This is a genomic window from Simkania negevensis Z (genome assembly GCF_000237205.1).
In the GTDB taxonomy this organism is placed as follows: Bacteria; Chlamydiota; Chlamydiia; order Chlamydiales; family Simkaniaceae; genus Simkania; species Simkania negevensis.
Genome location: NC_015713.1, coordinates 1169325 through 1188138 on the forward strand (window position 1 = coordinate 1169325; position 18814 = coordinate 1188138).

Genomic DNA, 18814 nt, shown 5'->3' on the forward strand with positions numbered 1-18814 from the left:
TTAGCCATCCTCGTTTTCATTTTTTACTATTTTAATCTGCGCTCCATTATAGAGGCTGATTTGCCCTTCAGTCACAACTCTTTCTCGATCTTTTAATCCTTTTAAAATCACGATGCTATTATCATCTTGCCTTTGTCCCACTTCAACTGAGCGCATTTCAACTGTGTCATTTCCTTTGACGATAAAAACAAACTTGCCCTTAGAATTGGTTTGTACAGCCTCAAAAGGAACTAAAACAGCATCATCAATTGTTTCGAGATTAAGCTGCACTTGGACGTATTGGTTCGGCCATAGAGTTTTGTCTTCGTTTGGCAAAGTCGCTTTCATCATAATCATTCCCGTCGAAAGATCGACCCCATTGTCAATGAAGGTTAAGGGGCCCTTGTAGCTAGGAACTTGGGGATCTTCGACTGTGACAATGGTTTGCAGCCCTCCATTTGACTGACGTTGGCAACGTTGGACCTTTTGCAAGTCTTTTTCATTGATAAAGAATGTTGCATAAATGGGGGAGATTTGATTGAGAGTCACAAGCGGGGTTTCAGCGTTTTGCAAAACGAGATTTCCATCATCAAGAAGGCGCTGTCCTGCTCTAGCTGTTATGGGGGAGTAGATCGTCGTATAGCTCAAGTTAATTTCTGCATCTTCTAGAACACCTTCATTTTGTTTCACGATTCCTTCATCAGCTTGAACATTTGTCACTAAGCTATCAAAGGTATCTTGGGAGATATATTCGTCTTGAACGAGTTTTGAGTTTCTCTCTGCAGTTCTTCGAGCATACATCATGTTGGCAATGCTTTCTTCAAGAGCTCCCTCGGCTTTTTTTAACGAAGCAAAGTAGGGTCTTTGATCGATGAGAAATAAAAGGTCTCCTTCATTAATGAAATCACCATCATTGAAATAGGTTTTCATCAGCCGGCCATTTGCTTGGGCCATGATGTTCACGATGTTAATCGATTCCATATGACCTACCGTTTTAATGAAATAGGGCACACTTTGTGTCGTTGCTCGAGCAACTTTTACAGGAACCGGCTTTGGCTCTTTTTTTATTTGTTTTTTTGAGCAACCAACAAGTGAAATTCCTAAGACAAGGACAAAAATACTAATGAAATGCTTTTTCATATCCGTCCTGTGTTGAAGGTGGAACAAGAATGCCTGTTGCATAAGCCAAGTTGGCAACTGAGGTGTACCAGCTATTTTGAGCTGTTGCCAGTTTGGCTCTCGCGTCTGCGACAGCAGTTTGGGCATTGATAAGATCGACAATCGTTCCTGTCCCGACCTTGTATTTGGCTAAGTTGACTTTATAATCTTCTTCAGCAGATTCTAAATAAGCCTCAGCATATTGGAGCGATTCACGCGCAAAGCCCACATCGCTTCGATAGTTAGACACTTCTTGAATGATACTAAGTTGGACCTGTTCAAGAGAGGCTTTAGAGTTTTCAAGCTCTGCTTTGGCTTGTTTAATGGTATTTTCAATGAAGAACCCTTGGAATAGGGGATAGTTGAGCGAAACAGAAGCTATGAAGTCATAATGGTCACTCACGCCATTATTGTAATATTGCCTACCAATGTCAAATTCTCCACTCACTGTGGGAAAATTCTGAAGTCTTGCTGCTTTATAATTGAGCTGACTTGATTTGACTGCGGCTTCAGCGGCCATCAAGTCAGGACGATTTTCGTTGGCCTTAAGCACGAGAACATCTAAATCTTCTAGCTCAAACGTATAAATTGTCTCCGGATAATCTTCGAAGAAAATAGGTTTGTCTGACGGAAGTCCCATGTCGTTGAGTAGTTGAGTATAGGCATTGTGAAGATTTTGCTTTTGCGTCACCACATTTAGTTTGCGTTGCAAATAGCTTGTTTTTGCTTGAACCATATCAGAGACATCGGCAAGCCCACGTTGAAATTTCTCTTGAGTCGCGTCGAGGGAAGTTTTTGCGTTGACAACGTCTTGTTCAGCAGCAAATAGGAGTTGTTTTTGGTAGAGATATTGATAGTAATCGTTCATGAGTGTTTGGATCGTCACTTGAATTTGGCTGTTATGAGACCAGTCGGCATTATAAAGAGATTGAAGCGCCGCTTCGCTAGAAGTACGGGTCTGTCCAAAGTCAAGAATCAAGTAGGTTAACTGAAGCTCTGCTCCATATTGAGTTTCATAAATGATTCCTCTTTGATTACTTCCAAACGCAGCATACCTTTGACGTGAGTAATCCCCTTCGATCTCAGCTAAGATAAATTCATTTTGCAAAGACTGCCCATATTCAGCAGCGCTAATACGCGCATTAGCCCAGCTTATTTTTGTTTGAGGATTATGATAAAGGGCAACATCGATGATTTCAGCAAGAGTGAGAGGCTTTTCTTTAGAGAACTCGGTGTAATCATCGAGATCTTTGTTGAGTTCATCGTAAGGCAATCTCTTTTTCGCTTTCTTTGGAGGGTTCCAAACTAAGTGGGAGCTAGAAGGTGCATAAGAGTAGGGATCATTCGCGCCTTTTATGTCACAGCCTTGACAAAACAATAGAAGCAAAAGGACGAATAAAATTTGTAGCATAAATAAAAATACCTCTTCTTTTGTCTTTATTAAAAACGAGGTATTTTTATCGAGTAATTTTAATTAGAAATTTCGATTCGGTCCCACCAATCGAGTCCGCGCCAAGAAGAAATGAGCTCAAAACGGAGATGGGTGTGCCACTGAGTTTGACCCGCATTGCTACCGCAATGAAGTTCTAAATACAGCTGATTTTTTTCAATAAGTGGTTGCAGCTTTTTTTGCACTTGCTGCGCCTCTATCAGCATCTTTAATTGCTTTTCCTTGGGCATTTGAAACCAATTCACCGTTGGAGACGTCGAGTCAATAATAAGAGGCCTGTTGCTAAGGGAGCGGAGCAACTTAAAATCAGCTGAAAGTTTCTTCGAATCAGTTTTGCACAAATCGCAAGGAGCTGTGTGAGTTGCGGGACTCCCTAAAAGAGGGGTTCCTTTTGCCCGTGTCCCATGAGTGCTGAGGGTAAATGGCTCTTCATTCTTAAAAAAGTTGACGCAGTAGCTTCCTGGGGGCACATTTTGTCTTTCATAATCTTGGTAGAGTTTATCGACGTTTTCAATAATCGACGTCAGTTCGGCCGCAGTTTTATCCGACCAATTGCGTGACACAACAGAAGGTGGGTTTGGAGAAATCGTTGGGTTTGAAGCTCTATTTTGCGGAGTTTTTTCCTTGAGGTAATAATAAGCAAATCCAGTAAGAAGCGCTGTTGTGATCAAGTTAGCGATTGTGGCAGCTCCGCTGTAGTATCCAACGGCTCCAACTGTTAGAAATGTCAAAGGGAGTTGGAGCTTTTTTAGTGTTGGATTTCTCATTGATTTTTGAAGGAGGGTCAAACCGATTGTTACACCCGATTGCGTTGCAAGTGCTTGCATTGAAAATGACGCCGGGATGTTTAAAGTCATCAACTGAATAGACATATTTTTTCCTTGTTTAATATGGGTCTTTCACTAGAAGTGAAAGACCCACTCATTGACCGGTTCATCGCTCTCTTTTCTACTTACCCAGTCTACCATATACAACGAAAGACCTTTGAACGAAGCCATGCAGGAAGGTATCAACTTCCTTTCTTACTGCTTCTTGTTCTTTAAGTTTTCTTTCTTCTTTTTCTCTTATGTTAGCTTTCTCGATCCTTTCTTCAAATTTCTTAACGGCTTGATTAATATCTTCGTTATTAGGTAACTCTTTTAACGCAGATTGTATCACCATTTTCTGCATAAAGTACTGAAACTGATTTCTACTGTTGCTACCTTGCCAAGCATTTGCAAAATTTTGAAAAGGAACTTGAAGCTCCTCTTTTAATTCTTGGAATGTATTGAACTCAGTTAAAAGCTCTTTTGCAGCCCCTTTAACTTCTTCAGAAATCGCTCTAAAATTATCTTCTATTTTGACTTGAAGCTTAAGATCAAGTTGAGAAAATGCCTCTTCAAAAACAGTCCCTTCAAAAAAGCTTTTTACCTCTTCTGTATTCGAGACTTTAGTTAGATTTATAAATTCAATCACAGATTCTCGAAGACGAAAAGAATGTCTAATAGGGTTTTGGTTAAGAACGCTTGTTTTCTTTAATAAGCGTTCCTCAAAACTATTTTTCCATCGCTTTTCTTCATTGACGAGTTGGAAGATCGGCTTCTGAAATTCCACATCGTGGTCCCAGTGCTGCGTGACTTTATGTGTAACGATAGTACTCTTTCCTTCTTTGTCACGGCACTCCAAATGGAAGTAAGAGAAAAATCCTTGACCGTAAAATAATACAAAAAGACGATCTGCTTTTTCAGCTGCTTTAAAGCAAAGGGTAAAAACATGCTCACCGTCGTCAACGAATGTCATTCCATTTTCTGAGAACAGGAGACTAATCTCCTTCTCATCAAGACTTGAAACAATGCTTGGAGTGCACCGCTTTATAACTTCCTGACAATAAGCGAAGTCAACTTCGGTTGAATCTGAAGTCGATAGTAGATTTCCGTATATCGGGTTTGAATGAGTTGTAGAGTATCCTACAGAAGGTGTTGACGCCATAATTTTTTCCCTCCAATTATGTGCATAAGTTAATAAAGATAAATAGTTTAATTTCTAGACTTAATAAAGTCAAGAACAGGCTTGCTTTAACATTTTTTTAGCTACCAGCAGGTGTGTTTTAGAATTATTGGTATTTTCAAACCTGAACTCTGGGTTTATTTCACTCATTCTCAGGGATTTTTCTCTTTCAGCTCACCCTTTCTTTTTGGCTTGCCCCTCCTCGAGCTAAAAATACCGAGAATGAGCTCTCAAACCCAGAGTTCAGGTTACAAGGAAAATTTCAAAAAAAAGTCTAAAATGAGCTGCTTTTCAGAAGTAATCCTGTTTTTTAGATTGGTTTGTCACTCGAATTGAAAAACCCACTGATTCCTGAAGGTTTAAACGGGTAGAAGTCGTACTTATAAAAACCATACTCCTGAATTAATGCGTCACGAATGGCGCGGTAACGCACCGCTCTGACCGATTCATCGATCCCTTCTACTTGGTCAAGAGTTTCAAGCATTCCAAAGAGATTAGACACCACGCAATTTGTATGGCTTCCTTGCCCAGGAATGTTGAAACTTTTTATTTCAGCAAATTTTGGTTCTTTCGAGCGAACAGGATATTCCATCATTTTTTCTATATCCATAAAAGGATACCGCTCTTTGATCATGAGGTGCACTTGCTCCAATGTTTCTTCTAGAGAAAGCCCTACGATAATCTTGACGTTTGGTCGGTTAGTCCAATAGAGATCAAATTTTCCATCGACTTTTTTAATGGTGAGATAGGTCTTATGCATGCTGTGAGAGGGGATTGACAGGACCGACGCTTCTCCATTTCCAAGCAAGATCGGGATAGTTTCAATAGCGCCTTCTTTTCCGTTTTTAAGAGAAGACTCGAGTTTTGCAAGCCATGAGCTTAGCTGGAGATTGAAAAAAGCCGTTCCAGGCAACAAACTGACTTTAAATCCAGACAAGGGGTGAATAAACCAAATGCAATTTCCAATCAAAAGACCCACTGTTTTCAGAGTTGTTTGGATGAAAAACTCGACGTGCAAAAGGGGATTTGCTGTGACTTCTGTATAGGTAGGTCCTCGACCTGAAATCCAATGGCAGACTCCTGTCGTTAGGAAAAATGTTTGCAAAGCAAGTCCCATGATCAAATCGATGGTCCCAAGAAAAGGAATGAGAATTCCTGATAGACGTTTTAAACTCTCTTTCTGCACCACGCTCATATAGGACTCTTCAATTGCTCCATGAATCGCTCCCATGACGTAGAGGTTGAGGTTTGTCAATTTATAAAGAAATTCTTGGGCTTGAAGTTGCTGAAACCCTTTTTCATACTCTATGGCGCATCGAACGGCATTGAGGTGTGTTTCGGGGAAGATCTCAATTTTTTTGCCTTCTTTCTCGACTGTTTGGATTTTCGTCGCAATCCGTTCGATAATCGAAAGACTGTGAACTGGGCTACAGGGGGTTTCAGTCGAATTATAAAGATTTGATCCAAGCATTCCCAATACTGCAATTTTATCAGTTTGCTCGGTTGTATACAGTCCAGCATAAGGGTGGATGAAAGCAAAAGCACTTCCAAAGAAAAGAGGGTAGACGGCATTTTGGATTCGTTGCAGATGTTGCCAAGGAAGGGTGAAATCCAGTTCCCTTTGATAAACAGATTTTCCAATTGCATAGAGGATAGCTGGAAAAATCAAAATCGTATGCGCGACAATTTCTAGAGCAGCTGCAACTGAGAGTAATGCGACACCCACAACTCTTCCTATAAGATGACCAGTTATCGGAAGGTATTGTTTTGGTGTTTCAAAAGCGGTGAAAGTCACTAGCTCTGCCAGGCTGATCAAACTAAAATTTGAAGACGAAACTAACTCCATAATTCCTACAAATTTTTCTATTATCGGGAGAATTATAATCGTAGCCAAATTAAAAAGATAGACATCTTAGTGCGGGTTAAATTATAAAAAAATGTAAATATCTAATTATGAAAATTATGTATTATTACATAACCTACATCGGCAGGTTTAAATTTTTAATTATGATATAATTGGTCAGAAGGAGATGAGTTTGACTAATTATACATCAATTGAGGAGACTTCATTAGAGAAAAATTAGATAATTGAAATCACATAAGGCAACAAAAGGAGGAAAAAGGTGTCTAATGTAGCAAGTCCAGAAGCAAAATTAAACTCATTTTTCATTACGGCATTCTTCCAGAAGGGGGTGATTTAGATGTCCCAAAGTCTTTTGACAAATCGGATCCATTAAAAGAAGGTGAAAAGTATGTTTCGCTCAATTGCATCACACATGCGAATGGTGTTTATGCCTCTTTATTTGCGGTAGCCCACGGAGGCTTATCTGTTGCAGTGGAAGGATGTGTAGGAAACGGAGGAGATTTAGACGAAGCCATTCAAAGAAATGAAGAGAAAATTAATACCAAAGCTCAAGAGCATTTTACGCTACTTAAACAAGTTTACAAGCGAGATGTCAGTCTAGAGTATTGTAAGGCGGGAGTCATCTTTAAAGTTCTTCAAGAAGACCCGGTGTTTTTAGATGCAATTAAAACTAAGCTATCGGCAACAGCACTTTTTATCGTCAAACTTGATAAAGAAGATCTTGCAGCTTGCATGACGAGTGGAGACTGTAAAGAATATAAAGCGCGCGAAGTTCCTCCTCAAAAGATCATAAAAGTGATCATGAGTCGTCAGTTTGAAAATCAAGCTCTTCATGACACTTTCAAAGACAAAATAGAGTTTGTAGAATCGGTCGATTCTACGATGACCTATTCTTATAAATCTCAAGGAGAAAACGCGCAAATTCGCAGCTTTGAGATAAAAACAAAAGTCCCAGACTATGAAAGCGCCGTAAAGAGGATCCTTTCTAACGGGGACGGGGAAAAAAAACCTATCTACACTCATATGACAAGATTGTGGTAATCGCTATTAAATAAACCCAGAGTTCGCTTTATCTAATTTAGGGCAGGATTTTCTTTGTGAGAAGGTCTTTTACGACATCAGGTGAAGCTTTCCCTTTAGAAAGCTTCATCACTTGTCCAACAAGGAAGTTAAACGCTTTGTCTTTTCCCGCTTTAAAGTCTTCGACGGATTGAGCGTTTTCGCTCAAAACCTGGTCGACAAATGGTTCAATGGCTGACGTGTCGTGGACCGCTTGGAAATTAGGATTTTCTCGGATGATCAGTTCAGGATCTTTACCTTGGATTTGGACCATAATGTCTGCTACGTCTTTAGCAATGCGGCCTGTGATCTTCTTTTGGTCAATGAAGTTGACAAGGGCAGCAATATGCTTGGGCAAAATGGGCGATTGATAAAGGGGTGTGCCACTATCTTTTAGACGTCCAACAAACTCGACGGTTATCCAGTTACAAAGAGCGCTGGCGTTATTACAGCTTTTAAGAGCTTCTTCAAAATAGTCTGAAAGGGCTTTCTCATTGACGAGAATCGATGCATTGTAATCGGAAAGTTTGAGTTTATTGACATAACGATCAAACCGTTCGTGGGGAAGCTCTGGCATCTCTCGACGAATTTTTTCGATGTACTCTTTTTTTAAGACGATTGGAGGGAGGTCAGGCTCAGGGAAATAGCGGTAGTCTTTAGCTTCTTCTTTTGAACGCATGACGACAGTTTCTTTTTTCTCTAAGTCAAAACGAACCGTTTCACTCTTGATCACATTTGCTGGATTTTCATGGGGATGGGCAGTATAAGCACGCACTTGACGACGGATTTCAGCTTCAATCGCCATCTCCATATTCGTGAAAGAGTTCATGTTCTTCACTTCGACCTTATTGCGCAAAGTTTTGTCTCCACGCGGACGAACAGAAATGTTGGTGTCGATACGCAGTGACCCTTCTTCCATATTACAATCAGAAACATCGAGATATTGCATAATGGCTTTGATGGCCATGGCATATGCTGAGGCATCTTTTGGTGAGAACATGCAGGGCTCAGAAACAATCTCTAGAAGGGGAACTCCTGCGCGATTGTAATCCACACCAGCAAACTCAGAAAAATGCTTGAGCATTCCGGCGTCATCTTCTAAGTGAGCATGATGAATCTGAAACTCTTTTGATTTTCCTTCGACATCAGCTAAGACTTTTCCTCCTATGATGATTGGCTTGTCAAATTGCGTGATTTGGAAGTTGCGAGGACTATCTGGATAAAAGTAAGATTTGCGATCAAATTTGCTAAAGGTTGCAACTTCAGCGCCAATTGCGCAGCCAAAGAGAATGGCCTTTTCGACCGCTTCTTGGTTAAGAACTGGTAAAGCTCCTGGTTGTCCTGTATCGATAACATCGATATTCGTGTTAGGCTCATCTCCAAAACGATTGGGAGAACGAGCAAAGAGTTTCGAGCGAGTTTTAAGTTGGACGTGGATTTCGAGACCAATGACTGGTTCCCATTCTTCGTATGAAATGTGGCTCATAATTGAACCTCCTTGTCAAATAGAGGGGGGATAAAGCTCGATAGAGCCAGGGCTTTTTCAAGTTGATAGGCAAAGTGCATCACTCTTCCATCGGCAAGTTGTGGACCAAGTAGTTGAATGCTATGAGGCATTTTGTTTGAGTCCAATCCAACGGGGATACTCATTGCGGGAAGACCTGCTAAGTTGGCGCAAATGGTGTAGAGGTCTTGTAAGTACATCTGCAGTGGATCAGGAATGCTATCGATTTCAAACGCAGGGGTAGGGGTTGTGGGGAGTGCTACGATGTCACACTTTTTGTAGGCTTGTTCAAATTCACGAATCAGCAGTGTACGTACCCGTTGAGCTTTTCGATAATAGGCATCTTGGTAACCAGAAGAGAGAACAAATGTTCCTAGTAAGATCCGTTGTTTCACTTCATCCCCAAACCCTTCAGCTCTTGACAGGTCATAGATGGCATCGATTGAGTCGGCTTTTTCTGAGCGTTTTCCGTAGCGAACACCATCAAAGCGGGCGAGGTTAGTAGAAGCTTCAGCTGTTGAGAGAATGTAGTAGATAGGAATTGAGTATTTAAGCTTTTGCAATTCGACTTCTACGATTTCGACACCGAGATCTTTAAATGTTTGTAATCCTTTTGCAAAGTGATCTGCACTTGGCCCACTGAAATCTTCGAGAAATTTCCATGGAACTCCGACTTTCTTTCCTTGCAATGAAGTTGAGAGGTGATCGAGGTAGTTTTCTGGGTTGGCATCGATGCTTGTCGAATCGTATTCGCAGGGACGCCCTATCACTTCCATAATCATAGCAATGTCTTCAACCGAGTTGGCGAATGGTCCTATTTGGTCGAGAGAAGAGCCAAATGCGACTAGTCCAAACCGAGAAACACGACCATAAGTTGGTTTATAACCAACAGTTCCAGTAAAGGATGCAGGTTGACGGATCGATCCACCTGTATCACTTCCAAGCGCAAGAGGACATAAGCGGCCACCAACTGCTGCTGCAGAACCACCAGAAGATCCTCCAGGAGAGCAAGAGAGATTCCAAGGATTGCGAGTCACTTGATAAGCCGATTTTTCTGTCGAGGACCCCATTGCGAATTCATCGAGGTTTGTTTTCCCTAAAATGAGGCCATCTTCTGCTTCAATAAGTTTTGTGACGGTTGCATCAAATGGAGCGGTATAATTGGATAAAAAACGTGAGGCACAAGTTGTGGATTCGCCTCGAATATGAATATTATCTTTTAGCGCAATGGGAACTCCTGCGAGCTTCCCTATAGGTTCTCCTTTTCCTTTTTTGATATCGAGCTCTTCGGCTTTTTGCATGACGCGGTCAGAAATGATATTCAAAAAAGCGTTAAGGTCTTGGTCTAGAAGCTGAATACGCTGAAGAAAGTAAGAGGCGATTTGAGAAGCTGTGTATTCTCCTTTTAAAAAACCTTCTCTTAAAGCATGCGCAGTTTTTCGGTACATCGTTTCACTATCACTTATTTAAAATTTTATCACGGGAGGGACACGAATCATCCCGCCAACATGGGATGGGCTGTTCGCTAGGAAAGTCTGTCTGTTAAGAGTTTCCTCAGTTTTATCTTCTCTCATCACATTTTGAATGGCTTCTAAGACGTGGTTGCATTCGGGAACATCTTCAGTGTCAACTTCTTTGAGAAGGTCCATATAGTTTAAAATGGATTTTAAATTTTTTAGGAGCTTTTCAAGCGCCTTTTCATCGCACTCAATGCGGCAAAGCTTTGCTAAGGCTTTTAGGCTTTCTTTATCAATATGAGACATCGATCCTTACTCAGGTTCTTTTCGTGCTTTATTATTTTAATTGAGATGAGGGCAAAAGTCAAATGGGATTCCTCGAGAGGAATCCCACATTGGAGAGAGGTTTCAAAGAGCTTAATAGTTTTAGTTACCAAGTCCCCAGTTCACATCAGGGAAAGGTTTCCCATTTGGAATGGTTGTGAAGTCATAAAGAACAAGGTTATTTGTTGGAAAGGCATACTCACCATTGAGACCTGTGAAGAAGTACCTTGCCAAAAAGTTATTTACGAATTGCACGAAATTTTGATAATGCCAGTTTCCAAAATACTTATCTTTTTCTGATTCGAAACTGGTACTGAACACAAAATAGATTTTAGAGTTTAATTTTTGAGAAATCATTGGTGTAGCCCAATTAGATGGTGTAGCTGTTGTCCAGTATTCTAGTTTATCAAAAGAATGTGTTGCACTGAATGGAGATGAAAGGATCATCTCCTTGTTGCTGCTGGGAGTTCCTACGATCGTTCTTACGACTTTTTCATCCGTTCCTGGCAAGAAGACTTGAATTTGCTGATCATTGATGAATTGCCCTTCACCCAATGTGCTTCCTGTACGAAAGAAAGTGTAATTCCCTTGAACGTTGACTGAAGATGAAGAGGCTTTGATATGTCCAGGCCCCTTTACATACGGAATTCCAAATGTTTCAAGTTGAAAGTAATGGCTAATTGTACTCAGGCTGTTTAGAGAGGCAACTTTTTCGGGATGAGGGAGAATCTCATAGTTTTGATAGATATATGGAACTAAACGAGAATCACCAAAATTGAGATAAATCACATCAAGTAATGAATCTCGGTAAGCAACAGCTCTCCATTCTGGAGGCTCAAAATTTGGTGCTGTTGAGGGAAAGTTCTCTGGAAGATAAATACCAAGCTGCGTGGAGTCTTTTGGAGATCTTAATTCTGAGTGAAGAGGAAAAGATGCAGCATTTGCAAGGGCAAAATCCTTTAGGTCTAAAGGAAGAAGCATTCCAATTTTGAGAGCAGAATAAGAATTCTTTGGAATCCATTCAGGAACATGACATCCTGGCGTTGACTCGAATCGGAATTGGTCAAAAGCGTTGACCAAATTCTGGTAATACGAAATTGAGTTGCCAGCGCCTCTTGGATCTAAAGTGATTCCAGCAATCAATGGCTGGTTTCTCTCTTTTGCTTCGTAGATCTCATTGATCCAAGAGACCCACTCCATTTTCTCAATGACGTTTTGGAAGTTTCCAAATGGCTTGTCTTGTTTTCCAAAGTAGTCTCTGAGCATGCTATAGCATCCAGCTAAGCGGTCAAAGATCGATTCTGGTATAAGCTTGAATGTGCCTGTATCGAATAAAGCTTCTATTCTTACATAATTAGATAATTGACAAGCCCAAAAATAGAAATTGTCTTCACTTTCTGCATCGAAGTTTGCTGGATGAAAGAATGCAAACTGATTCGGATCTAAAATTTTGACAATCAGTTTACGTGTTCCATGCCGTTTCACGAAGTTTAATTGGTCTCTAAAAAGCGATTTAAGCTTTTCGGTTTTTTGAGCCTGGGTCATTCCGTCGAAATCAATGCGAGTGTACTCCGACCATAGGCTGAAGTTAAATTGTTTAAAGGGAGTGACACTTTCGCTTGCCACTGCTTGGGAAGCGAAAAAGCAGATCACTGCCATCCCCATGATGTGTAAAAGTTTGTTGACCATTTTCATACTGACCTTCAACTCCTTGCTTTAATGAAAGCAGTGCGTCTTGACTAGCGCATGCCTCTAATTTCTAAAGTTTTCCGAGCTCCGTTCGAGCTCTGAGTGTTAAGTATGAACAAAAATTTTATTTACAAACGATTAATAGTCAATTTAAAATTTGATTTTTCCAAACCGAAACCTCTGTTTCCTTAGAGATTTCCGAGGAAAATTTGACAACTTCAAAAAAACTGTTGTATGATGAAAATCTGAAGAATGAAAGGAGATCGGTTATGAAAGTCATTASATTGATAGCTCTTATTCTTGTCCTAATTGGTGCCCTTAACTGGGGCCTTTGGGGGTTTTTTCAATTCGATTTTGTTGCATGGTTATTTGGAGGTGATTCGACTTGGCTCGCTCGCCTAGTCTATGCTCTGGTAGGCCTTTCTGGCCTCTGGGGGCTAACCTGCTTAGGAAAATGCAAGTATCTTGTTGGAAGCTGTTGCTAGAAATAAGAGAGAAAGATCTTTAGATACTTAAACAACTTCAAAAATCGGTTGAGTACAAATTCAAGTGAAGAGCTTAAATGAAAAGGTGAGTCTTATCGGGCTCACCTTTCTTCTTTTCAAAAAGTCTCCTTCGCATCATAATCCTTTGATTTTATGACTATATGGATCTATTTAAGATGAGTTCAGGTCGGTTCATCTTCCGTTCTTTAATCAATCGCCCCTTAAAAAAAGTTATGGAATGGCATTTGCGTCCAAGGATGGAAAAGAGGACTATCCCCCCTTGGGAGTCCATTCAAATCGTTCAATCTGAGGGAAACCCGAGTCAAGTTGGGGCAAAGCTTCACATCGAAGCAAAAATTGTGAAATACATCTCCAAAAAGGCGACCTTGGAGTACTGTCAATTTGACGCTGATGAGGGCTTTGAAGCTAGACAAATAGAGGGACCATTTGATGAATGGGTCTATAAAATGAAACTTCGGGATCAAGGGGAATATGCTTGCGAAATCGTCGACCAATTCAACTTTAAGCATCATTTTTCTAAAATTCTGACCTTTTTCCTCAATAAACAGCTGGAAAAGCGGTTAACAAGGATTCTCAAATACAAGCATGAGCTTTTGCAAAACGATTTAGACCTCTTAGAAAAATACACCTATGAAAGACCTCTTAAAATTTTGGTTAGTGGCTCAAGAGGATTTGTTGGAACAGCTGTTGTCGATTTTCTAGAGTTTGCCGGACATGAAGTTTGGAGATTATGCCGTAAGGCGAGTTCAACAGATGGCCGTGAAATTACACTTGAATCAGATCATGAAAAGCTTGAGGGATTTGATACTGTTATCCACTTAGCTGGAGAAAATGTAGCGACAGGCTACTGGACTCAAAAGAAAAAAGAGGCGATTTTAACTAGTCGCTATAGAGGAACAGAGAATCTTGTAAAGGTCTTATGTCGCTTAAAAAACCCGCCGAAGACATTTATTTGCGCTTCAGCAGTAGGCTATTATGGAGATCGAAACGACGAGGTGTTAACAGAAGAGAGCGAAGTAGGAAAAGGGCTCTTTTTGACCAAAGTCTGCCAGTATTGGGAGCGCGCTGCTCGTGATCTTGAAGATGTTGGAGTCAGAGTGGTTTCAACCCGATTCGGAATGGTCCTGAGTTCTAAAGGCGGCGCTTTGAAAAAGATGCTCCTTCCATTTCAATTGGGAATTGGTGGAAAGATGGGACATGGGCACCAATATGTGAGCTGGATTGCCTTAGATGACCTTGTCGGTGCTCTTTATCATGTCATCCTGACCCCTTCCATTCGAGGGGGAATCAACTTCACCAGCCCTAATCCCGTAATGAATGCTCATTTTGCAAAAAAATTAGCGCAAGCCCTCAATCGTTGGCCAGGGCCTCCTTTTCCAGGACTGATGATCCGCCTTCTTTTTGGGCAAAAAGGTGAAGAGCTCATGCTCGCAAGTGCACGTGTTGAACCTAGAAAACTCTTAGACTCTGGGTACACCTTTCAGTTTCCCCATTTAAAGCAAGCTTTTGAACACCTTTTACGAACCTGAGTTCTAGGTGTGTTTTACATAAAAGGGCTGCTGTCTTGTCCCTAAAATTCTTCACCTCTATTAACTTTTGGCGTCCTTTGCTTCTTCAAAACCTCCTCTTGCCTCACTGTAATTTGCCGATCTTAAATGGCCTCATATTCCTAAATATGAGGCCATTTAAGATCGACGAAGTCCGAAAGCTTTCGCGTTGTCCAGAACCAAAAGTTGTTTGAATATAGCTATGGAATTTTTTGTTATGGAGCACTTAGAAGAATGAGAAAAGTCCCTAAGAGCAAATATAAACGAAACTCAAGCTATGAGGCTTTTTGAGAATCCATGAGCTCTTTAAAGGCTCTTTGGATTTCTTGTGTTGTGAGAGCTGTTGGATAGCGTCCTTCGACTTTCTTGCGTAAGTGTTTCAGGATTTGTTCATGTGGCACGCTATGGCTAGTAGTCAGTCGGTCATAATAGAGGTTAATCGAATCGATATCGTGGGTGCGAGTTGCTTGTGTTGTTTGAAACAGACTTTGCCAGATTTTTTTGTATTTGAAAGGGCCTCTTTGGAAGTAAAGGATCTTCAAAAGATGGTAATCGGTAATGGGATACTTTTGCAAATGACTCAGCTCGTTGCTTGAGTAAACTTGCTTTAGCGCTGTAAAGTCAGTCTCAGTTAGGGAAAAAAGGGCATTGAGTTTACGGGCAGTTAAAGCTTCATCAATAGCCTGAGCTACGCTTAACCGTAGCTTATAGTAATGGTATCCGAAAGTGATGAGGATCAGAAATAGGTGAATCAGTAACTTTTTTTTGATTGTCTTAAAAGTCAGAGTTTCAATCAGTGTTTCTTTTGCTGACTCGTCTTGGATGTCTAAATTCTTTATCAAATTCAAGTAACGATGATCGAACTTTCTTATAAACATTTTTTTCTGTTTTGTTTTTCAGCTTAACCCTTGTTTATCAAATAAAATTAATTTAATGAAACAAATTTAATTAAAAATCCTAAAATTTTTTGGTTGATAGGAAATCTCGAGTTGATTATGCTATGTGGATACTCTATAAAAATTGTGGACGATCGATGTATTCATCAAATCTTCTTACAGTCAATTTAGTCATTATTGTGCGCCTTTAGGGTGCATGTCGAATTCTTAGTCTACACAAACAATTTCTATTTTAAATCAACGCAAAAGAGGTAAATAAAATGAGTCAGATAAAGAGCACATCCCTTTCAACCGGGTTGGCTATGTTTTCAATGTTTTTTGGCGCAGGGAACATCACATTCCCACTGATTATTGGTCAAAATGTGGAAAGCGGCATTGTGTTTGCTCTAATTGGACTCATTCTTACAGCTGTGGTGATGCCTTTTACTGGGCTCATGTCGATCACTTTATTTGAAGGGGACTATCGAAGCTTCTTCAATCGCATTGGAAAGATCCCTGCATTGATTGTGATCTTGATCCTCCTTGGAATCATTGGCCCTTTTGGGGGAATCCCTCGATTGGTAACACTGACCTTTGCCACCTTAAAGGTTTACTTCACAGGGATGCACATGCTGACTTTTAGCTTAATCAGTTGTTTCCTTATCTTTCTATTTTGTTGGAAGAAAAGTCGGACAATCGATTTGATTGGTTACATCCTTTCTCCTGTTTTGGTCTTTTCTCTTGTCTTTATCATTGTGAAAGGGCTTTTCTTTTCAACTCCTGAAGTGATGGAAGGAAGCCATGTTCCCCATCCGTTCCTCTATGGACTTAAGGAAGGGTACAATACAATGGATCTGATCGCTGCCTTTTTCTTCTCTTCTTTGGTTTATGAAAGATTGAAACAGCAAGCAGGAGCCAAAGGAAAAGCTACCTCCCTTTTTACTTCTGTTTTCAAAGCAAGTCTGATTGGAGCTGCACTTCTCAGTATTGTCTATATCGGATTTGGCTATGTCGCAGCTCACTTCAGCCATGCTTTGGCAGGAACTCCAATCGATCAGTTGGTCGGACGCCTTGGCCACATCGTTTTAGGAAAACATGCTGGGCTCATAGTTTGCCTGTCGATTGTTCTCACCTGTTTAACAACGGCTATCGCATTGACGGTTGTGTGTGCGGATTTCCTTCAACAACATATCTTTAAAGAAAAAGTGAAGTACGAATACTCTCTTGGGTTGATTTTGATCTTAACAGCTTTGACCACAACGCTCGAGTTTACTGGGATTGTTCAGATGCTTTCACCTGTACTTCAAGTGATCTATCCTTCACTCTTAGTTCTTTGCTTGTTCAATATCTTGCATAAGACGTTGGCAGTAAAATCCATTAAGATTCCTGTCTTTGCGGCAATGTCTCTAGTGCTTTACTTTCAACATGTTGCTTAACTTGAGGCGCTTCGGCGCCTCATCTATTTTTTTATCTTCCAGATTGTTACGATTTAGTTTCATTAATATTTTGTTGTAATTATTTTTTCCTTGCCCTGATAACTATTTCGATATAAATTAAAAATGAGGGTGGCCACTTGGCCGATCAAACGTAAAATTGAAGGGACATCGGAGGAAGCATCATGAAAACTAAACTCGAGCTCAATCCATGGCTCAGTATTTGGGTGAAACCGCGTCAAACGATGCAAGCGCTCATTAATTATGACGTGAACCATCGGTTTATTGTGCTTTGCGCAATCTTTGGGTTTCAGTATATGCTTCAGGTCGCCCAGTTTTTATCTCTAGGAAGGGATCTGAACCTTTTTGTGATCTTACTCATCGCACTTATTTTGTGCGTTCCTGTTGGGTACATCTTATTTAACATCACGTCGGCTTTCACCTTTTGGGTCGGAAAGCTGATCAAAGGAAAGGCTTCATTTAAACAGGTTAGAGCGGCGAGTTGCTGGACAAGCGTTCCGTCAATTGTGACGATTCTGATTTGGGTTATTTTGATGTTTGCCCATGGAGGAAACCTCTTTATTGTTGGGTATGAGCAACAAGAAATGACAGCTGGGTCAATTGGAGTGAATATTGGAGCATCTATTCTTAATATTGTTTTAGGGACTTGGATGCTTGTCATTTACTTACATGCACTTGGAGAAGTTCAAAAATTTTCTGCATGGATGGCATTGCTTAACTTGTTCTTAAGTGGGCTCGCGCTGTTCATTGTATTATTTGTGATTGGATGGGGAATCTCGGCTGTCACACATATGGCATAAAGAGATTTCAATCTTACTTATGAGGGGGACAAATGTTTAAGTTATGGAATAAGAGCGTGAAAGGAAGAGCTTTAGCTGCAATCGGTTCGCTTGCTCTTCTATGCAGTAGCGCTGGAAGCTCGTTTAGTGGTGCTAAGGCCTATTTAGCCGTCAAAACGGGGCAGTCTCAAGTGACAACAGTTCAGGGGTGGAAAAAGTTTCACTCAATCCCAGGAGCTTGCAGTATTTCATTGCCAAGCTCTCCTGAACACGTCAAACAAATCATGCCTCTTTCTGAAGAGGGGCACAACTTGCGCTACGATGTATACGTTGCGGCTCACGAAAAAAAAGCCGTTTACATGCTTTTAGTGGCGCAGTATCCGCCTTTTGTCAATCAGGCCCATGCTGATATGAGCTTAGAAAGTTTTCTCAATGGATTGATTACGCAGAATCCTGAAAATAAGCTGATTTTTGCCGATTTGACCGAAGTCCAAGGTTATAAAGCTCTCGACTTCTTCATCGAAGCAAAAGGAAACTATTTTAAGGGCCGTGCTGTTATGGCAGACAACAATTTATATCTTCTTGCAATGGAATGTGATGGAAAGAATTACCATGAAGATCACTTTTCACACTTTATTTCGTCGTTTGAATTGAAAAAATAGGAAAACCTATGGAAAACCTCATCATTATCACTCTTGTTCAACTTGTGGCGACATGGGCTTTAGTTGGGGTTTCTTGGTACAGTCAGATTATTCATTATCCTCTCTATAAGAAGATAAAAGAAGGCTTCGTCGAGTATGAGCGCTCTCATATTCGACGAACAGCCTTTTTTCTAAGCCCTTTGATGCTCGTTGAAGCGATTTCTGCCATCATTTTAGTAGGGGTTTCGAGAGGAGAACTCACCACCTTTGCCATCACTAACTTGATTTTACTCATCTTCATCTGGCTTGCAACGTTCTTATTTCAAATAACACAGCACCAAAAACTCAGCGTCCGTTTTTCGAATAAAATTCTAAATAATCTCATCATGTCGAACTGGGTCCGGACCCTTCTCTGGACGGGAAAGGGGATTGTGATGTGCGCCTACGTTTACTACTTTCTCGTTCATGCTTGCAGATTAAACTTGGAACATATTTTCTAAATTTGTACAACCAGGATAGATGGGTCTAACCTAGAGACTACG

17 protein-coding genes are annotated in these 18814 nt (G+C 40.6%); 7 read left to right on the forward strand and 10 right to left on the reverse strand.

Translation table 11 applies throughout. The annotated features are described in order from the left end of the window. The 5 genes from SNE_RS05960 to SNE_RS05980 all read right to left on the reverse strand — a co-directional run bounded on the left by SNE_RS05960 (nucleotide 1) and on the right by SNE_RS05980 (nucleotide 6419). Complete coding sequence (locus tag SNE_RS05960) at nucleotides 1–1119, reverse strand: efflux RND transporter periplasmic adaptor subunit (RefSeq protein WP_013943467.1); 1119 nt, start codon at nucleotides 1117–1119, stop codon at nucleotides 1–3. Next, nucleotides 1100–2548, reverse strand: coding sequence for a TolC family protein (locus tag SNE_RS05965; RefSeq protein ID WP_013943468.1), 1449 nt, complete (start codon nucleotides 2546–2548; stop codon nucleotides 1100–1102). Before SNE_RS05965 ends, SNE_RS05960 begins: the two co-directional genes overlap by 20 nt. A 59-nt stretch (nucleotides 2549–2607) precedes the next feature. Continuing rightward, complete coding sequence (locus tag SNE_RS05970; protein WP_041418850.1) at nucleotides 2608–3459, reverse strand: hypothetical protein; 852 nt, start codon at nucleotides 3457–3459, stop codon at nucleotides 2608–2610. A 76-nt stretch (nucleotides 3460–3535) separates the two neighbouring features. Further along, nucleotides 3536–4555, reverse strand: a complete 1020-nt coding sequence (locus SNE_RS05975) for a hypothetical protein (RefSeq protein WP_013943470.1) — start codon at nucleotides 4553–4555, stop codon at nucleotides 3536–3538. Between the two features lie 328 nt (nucleotides 4556–4883). After that, nucleotides 4884–6419 (reverse strand): hypothetical protein, encoded by a 1536-nt coding sequence (locus SNE_RS05980; RefSeq protein ID WP_013943471.1) that lies wholly within the window; start codon nucleotides 6417–6419, stop codon nucleotides 4884–4886. Nucleotides 6420–6908: 489 nt separating this feature from the next. On the opposite strand from SNE_RS05980, the gene SNE_RS05985 reads away from it, so the two are divergent. Next, complete coding sequence (locus SNE_RS05985) at nucleotides 6909–7478, forward strand: hypothetical protein (RefSeq protein WP_013943473.1); 570 nt, start codon at nucleotides 6909–6911, stop codon at nucleotides 7476–7478. Between the two features lie 37 nt (nucleotides 7479–7515). Here SNE_RS05985 and gatB read toward each other — a convergent pair whose 3' ends face one another. From gatB to SNE_RS06005, 4 genes are all read right to left on the reverse strand, one after another. Next, nucleotides 7516–8982 carry an Asp-tRNA(Asn)/Glu-tRNA(Gln) amidotransferase subunit GatB gene (gatB, locus tag SNE_RS05990; protein ID WP_013943474.1) on the reverse strand — a complete coding sequence of 489 codons (1467 nt, stop codon included), beginning with the start codon at nucleotides 8980–8982 and terminating at the stop codon, nucleotides 7516–7518. Next, nucleotides 8979–10448, reverse strand: a complete 1470-nt coding sequence (gene gatA / locus SNE_RS05995; protein ID WP_013943475.1) for an Asp-tRNA(Asn)/Glu-tRNA(Gln) amidotransferase subunit GatA — start codon at nucleotides 10446–10448, stop codon at nucleotides 8979–8981. Before gatA ends, gatB begins: the two co-directional genes overlap by 4 nt. An 18-nt stretch (nucleotides 10449–10466) precedes the next feature. Next, nucleotides 10467–10763 carry an Asp-tRNA(Asn)/Glu-tRNA(Gln) amidotransferase subunit GatC gene (gatC, locus tag SNE_RS06000; protein ID WP_013943476.1) on the reverse strand — a complete coding sequence of 99 codons (297 nt, stop codon included), beginning with the start codon at nucleotides 10761–10763 and terminating at the stop codon, nucleotides 10467–10469. A 120-nt stretch (nucleotides 10764–10883) separates the two neighbouring features. Continuing rightward, entirely contained in the window at nucleotides 10884–12476 is a 1593-nt protein-coding gene (locus tag SNE_RS06005) for a hypothetical protein (protein ID WP_013943477.1), read from the reverse strand. A gap of 263 nt (nucleotides 12477–12739) precedes the next feature. Here SNE_RS06005 and SNE_RS06010 point away from each other — a divergent pair, with 263 nt between their 5' ends. Beyond that, nucleotides 12740–12955, forward strand: a complete 216-nt coding sequence (locus tag SNE_RS06010; RefSeq protein WP_013943479.1) for a DUF378 domain-containing protein — start codon at nucleotides 12740–12742, stop codon at nucleotides 12953–12955. Nucleotides 12956–13116: 161 nt separating this feature from the next. Next, nucleotides 13117–14505, forward strand: coding sequence for a TIGR01777 family oxidoreductase (locus SNE_RS06015; RefSeq protein WP_013943480.1), 1389 nt, complete (start codon nucleotides 13117–13119; stop codon nucleotides 14503–14505). A 293-nt stretch (nucleotides 14506–14798) separates the two neighbouring features. On the opposite strand, the gene SNE_RS06020 is transcribed toward SNE_RS06015, so the two are convergent. After that, on the reverse strand, nucleotides 14799–15401 hold the full coding sequence (locus tag SNE_RS06020) for a hypothetical protein (RefSeq protein WP_041418852.1): 603 nt from the start codon (nucleotides 15399–15401) through the stop codon (nucleotides 14799–14801). Between the two features lie 278 nt (nucleotides 15402–15679). Here SNE_RS06020 and SNE_RS06025 point away from each other — a divergent pair, with 278 nt between their 5' ends. The 4 genes from SNE_RS06025 (at nucleotide 15680) to SNE_RS06040 (ending at nucleotide 18772) form a co-directional block, all read left to right on the forward strand. Continuing rightward, nucleotides 15680–16834, forward strand: a complete 1155-nt coding sequence (locus tag SNE_RS06025; protein ID WP_041418854.1) for a branched-chain amino acid transport system II carrier protein — start codon at nucleotides 15680–15682, stop codon at nucleotides 16832–16834. A 182-nt stretch (nucleotides 16835–17016) separates the two neighbouring features. Next, a complete protein-coding gene (locus tag SNE_RS06030) occupies nucleotides 17017–17652 on the forward strand; it encodes a YIP1 family protein (protein ID WP_013943484.1) in 636 nt (211 codons plus the stop codon). 32 nt (nucleotides 17653–17684) lie between these two features. After that, nucleotides 17685–18293 carry a hypothetical protein gene (locus SNE_RS06035; RefSeq protein ID WP_013943485.1) on the forward strand — a complete coding sequence of 203 codons (609 nt, stop codon included), beginning with the start codon at nucleotides 17685–17687 and terminating at the stop codon, nucleotides 18291–18293. Between the two features lie 8 nt (nucleotides 18294–18301). Further along, nucleotides 18302–18772, forward strand: a complete 471-nt coding sequence (locus SNE_RS06040) for a hypothetical protein (RefSeq protein ID WP_013943486.1) — start codon at nucleotides 18302–18304, stop codon at nucleotides 18770–18772. The last annotated feature ends 42 nt before the right edge of the window (nucleotides 18773–18814 follow it).

Bases quoted from the DNA above. Each gene is read 5' to 3' on its own strand.
- SNE_RS05960 (WP_013943467.1), bottom strand. From the start codon at position 1,119: ATGAAAAAGCATTTCATTAGTATTTTTGTCCTTGTCTTAGGAATTTCA.
- SNE_RS05965 (WP_013943468.1), bottom strand. From the start codon at position 2,548: ATGCTACAAATTTTATTCGTCCTTTTGCTTCTATTGTTTTGTCAAGGC.
- SNE_RS05970 (WP_041418850.1), bottom strand. From the start codon at position 3,459: ATGTCTATTCAGTTGATGACTTTAAACATCCCGGCGTCATTTTCAATG.
- SNE_RS05975 (WP_013943470.1), bottom strand. From the start codon at position 4,555: ATGGCGTCAACACCTTCTGTAGGATACTCTACAACTCATTCAAACCCG.
- SNE_RS05980 (WP_013943471.1), bottom strand. From the start codon at position 6,419: ATGGAGTTAGTTTCGTCTTCAAATTTTAGTTTGATCAGCCTGGCAGAG.
- gatB (WP_013943474.1), bottom strand. From the start codon at position 8,982: ATGAGCCACATTTCATACGAAGAATGGGAACCAGTCATTGGTCTCGAA.
- gatA (WP_013943475.1), bottom strand. From the start codon at position 10,448: ATGTACCGAAAAACTGCGCATGCTTTAAGAGAAGGTTTTTTAAAAGGA.
- gatC (WP_013943476.1), bottom strand. From the start codon at position 10,763: ATGTCTCATATTGATAAAGAAAGCCTAAAAGCCTTAGCAAAGCTTTGC.
- SNE_RS06005 (WP_013943477.1), bottom strand. From the start codon at position 12,476: ATGAAAATGGTCAACAAACTTTTACACATCATGGGGATGGCAGTGATC.
- SNE_RS06015 (WP_013943480.1), top strand. From the start codon at position 13,117: ATGGATCTATTTAAGATGAGTTCAGGTCGGTTCATCTTCCGTTCTTTA.
- SNE_RS06020 (WP_041418852.1), bottom strand. From the start codon at position 15,401: ATGTTTATAAGAAAGTTCGATCATCGTTACTTGAATTTGATAAAGAAT.
- SNE_RS06025 (WP_041418854.1), top strand. From the start codon at position 15,680: ATGAGTCAGATAAAGAGCACATCCCTTTCAACCGGGTTGGCTATGTTT.
- SNE_RS06030 (WP_013943484.1), top strand. From the start codon at position 17,017: ATGAAAACTAAACTCGAGCTCAATCCATGGCTCAGTATTTGGGTGAAA.
- SNE_RS06035 (WP_013943485.1), top strand. From the start codon at position 17,685: ATGTTTAAGTTATGGAATAAGAGCGTGAAAGGAAGAGCTTTAGCTGCA.
- SNE_RS06040 (WP_013943486.1), top strand. From the start codon at position 18,302: ATGGAAAACCTCATCATTATCACTCTTGTTCAACTTGTGGCGACATGG.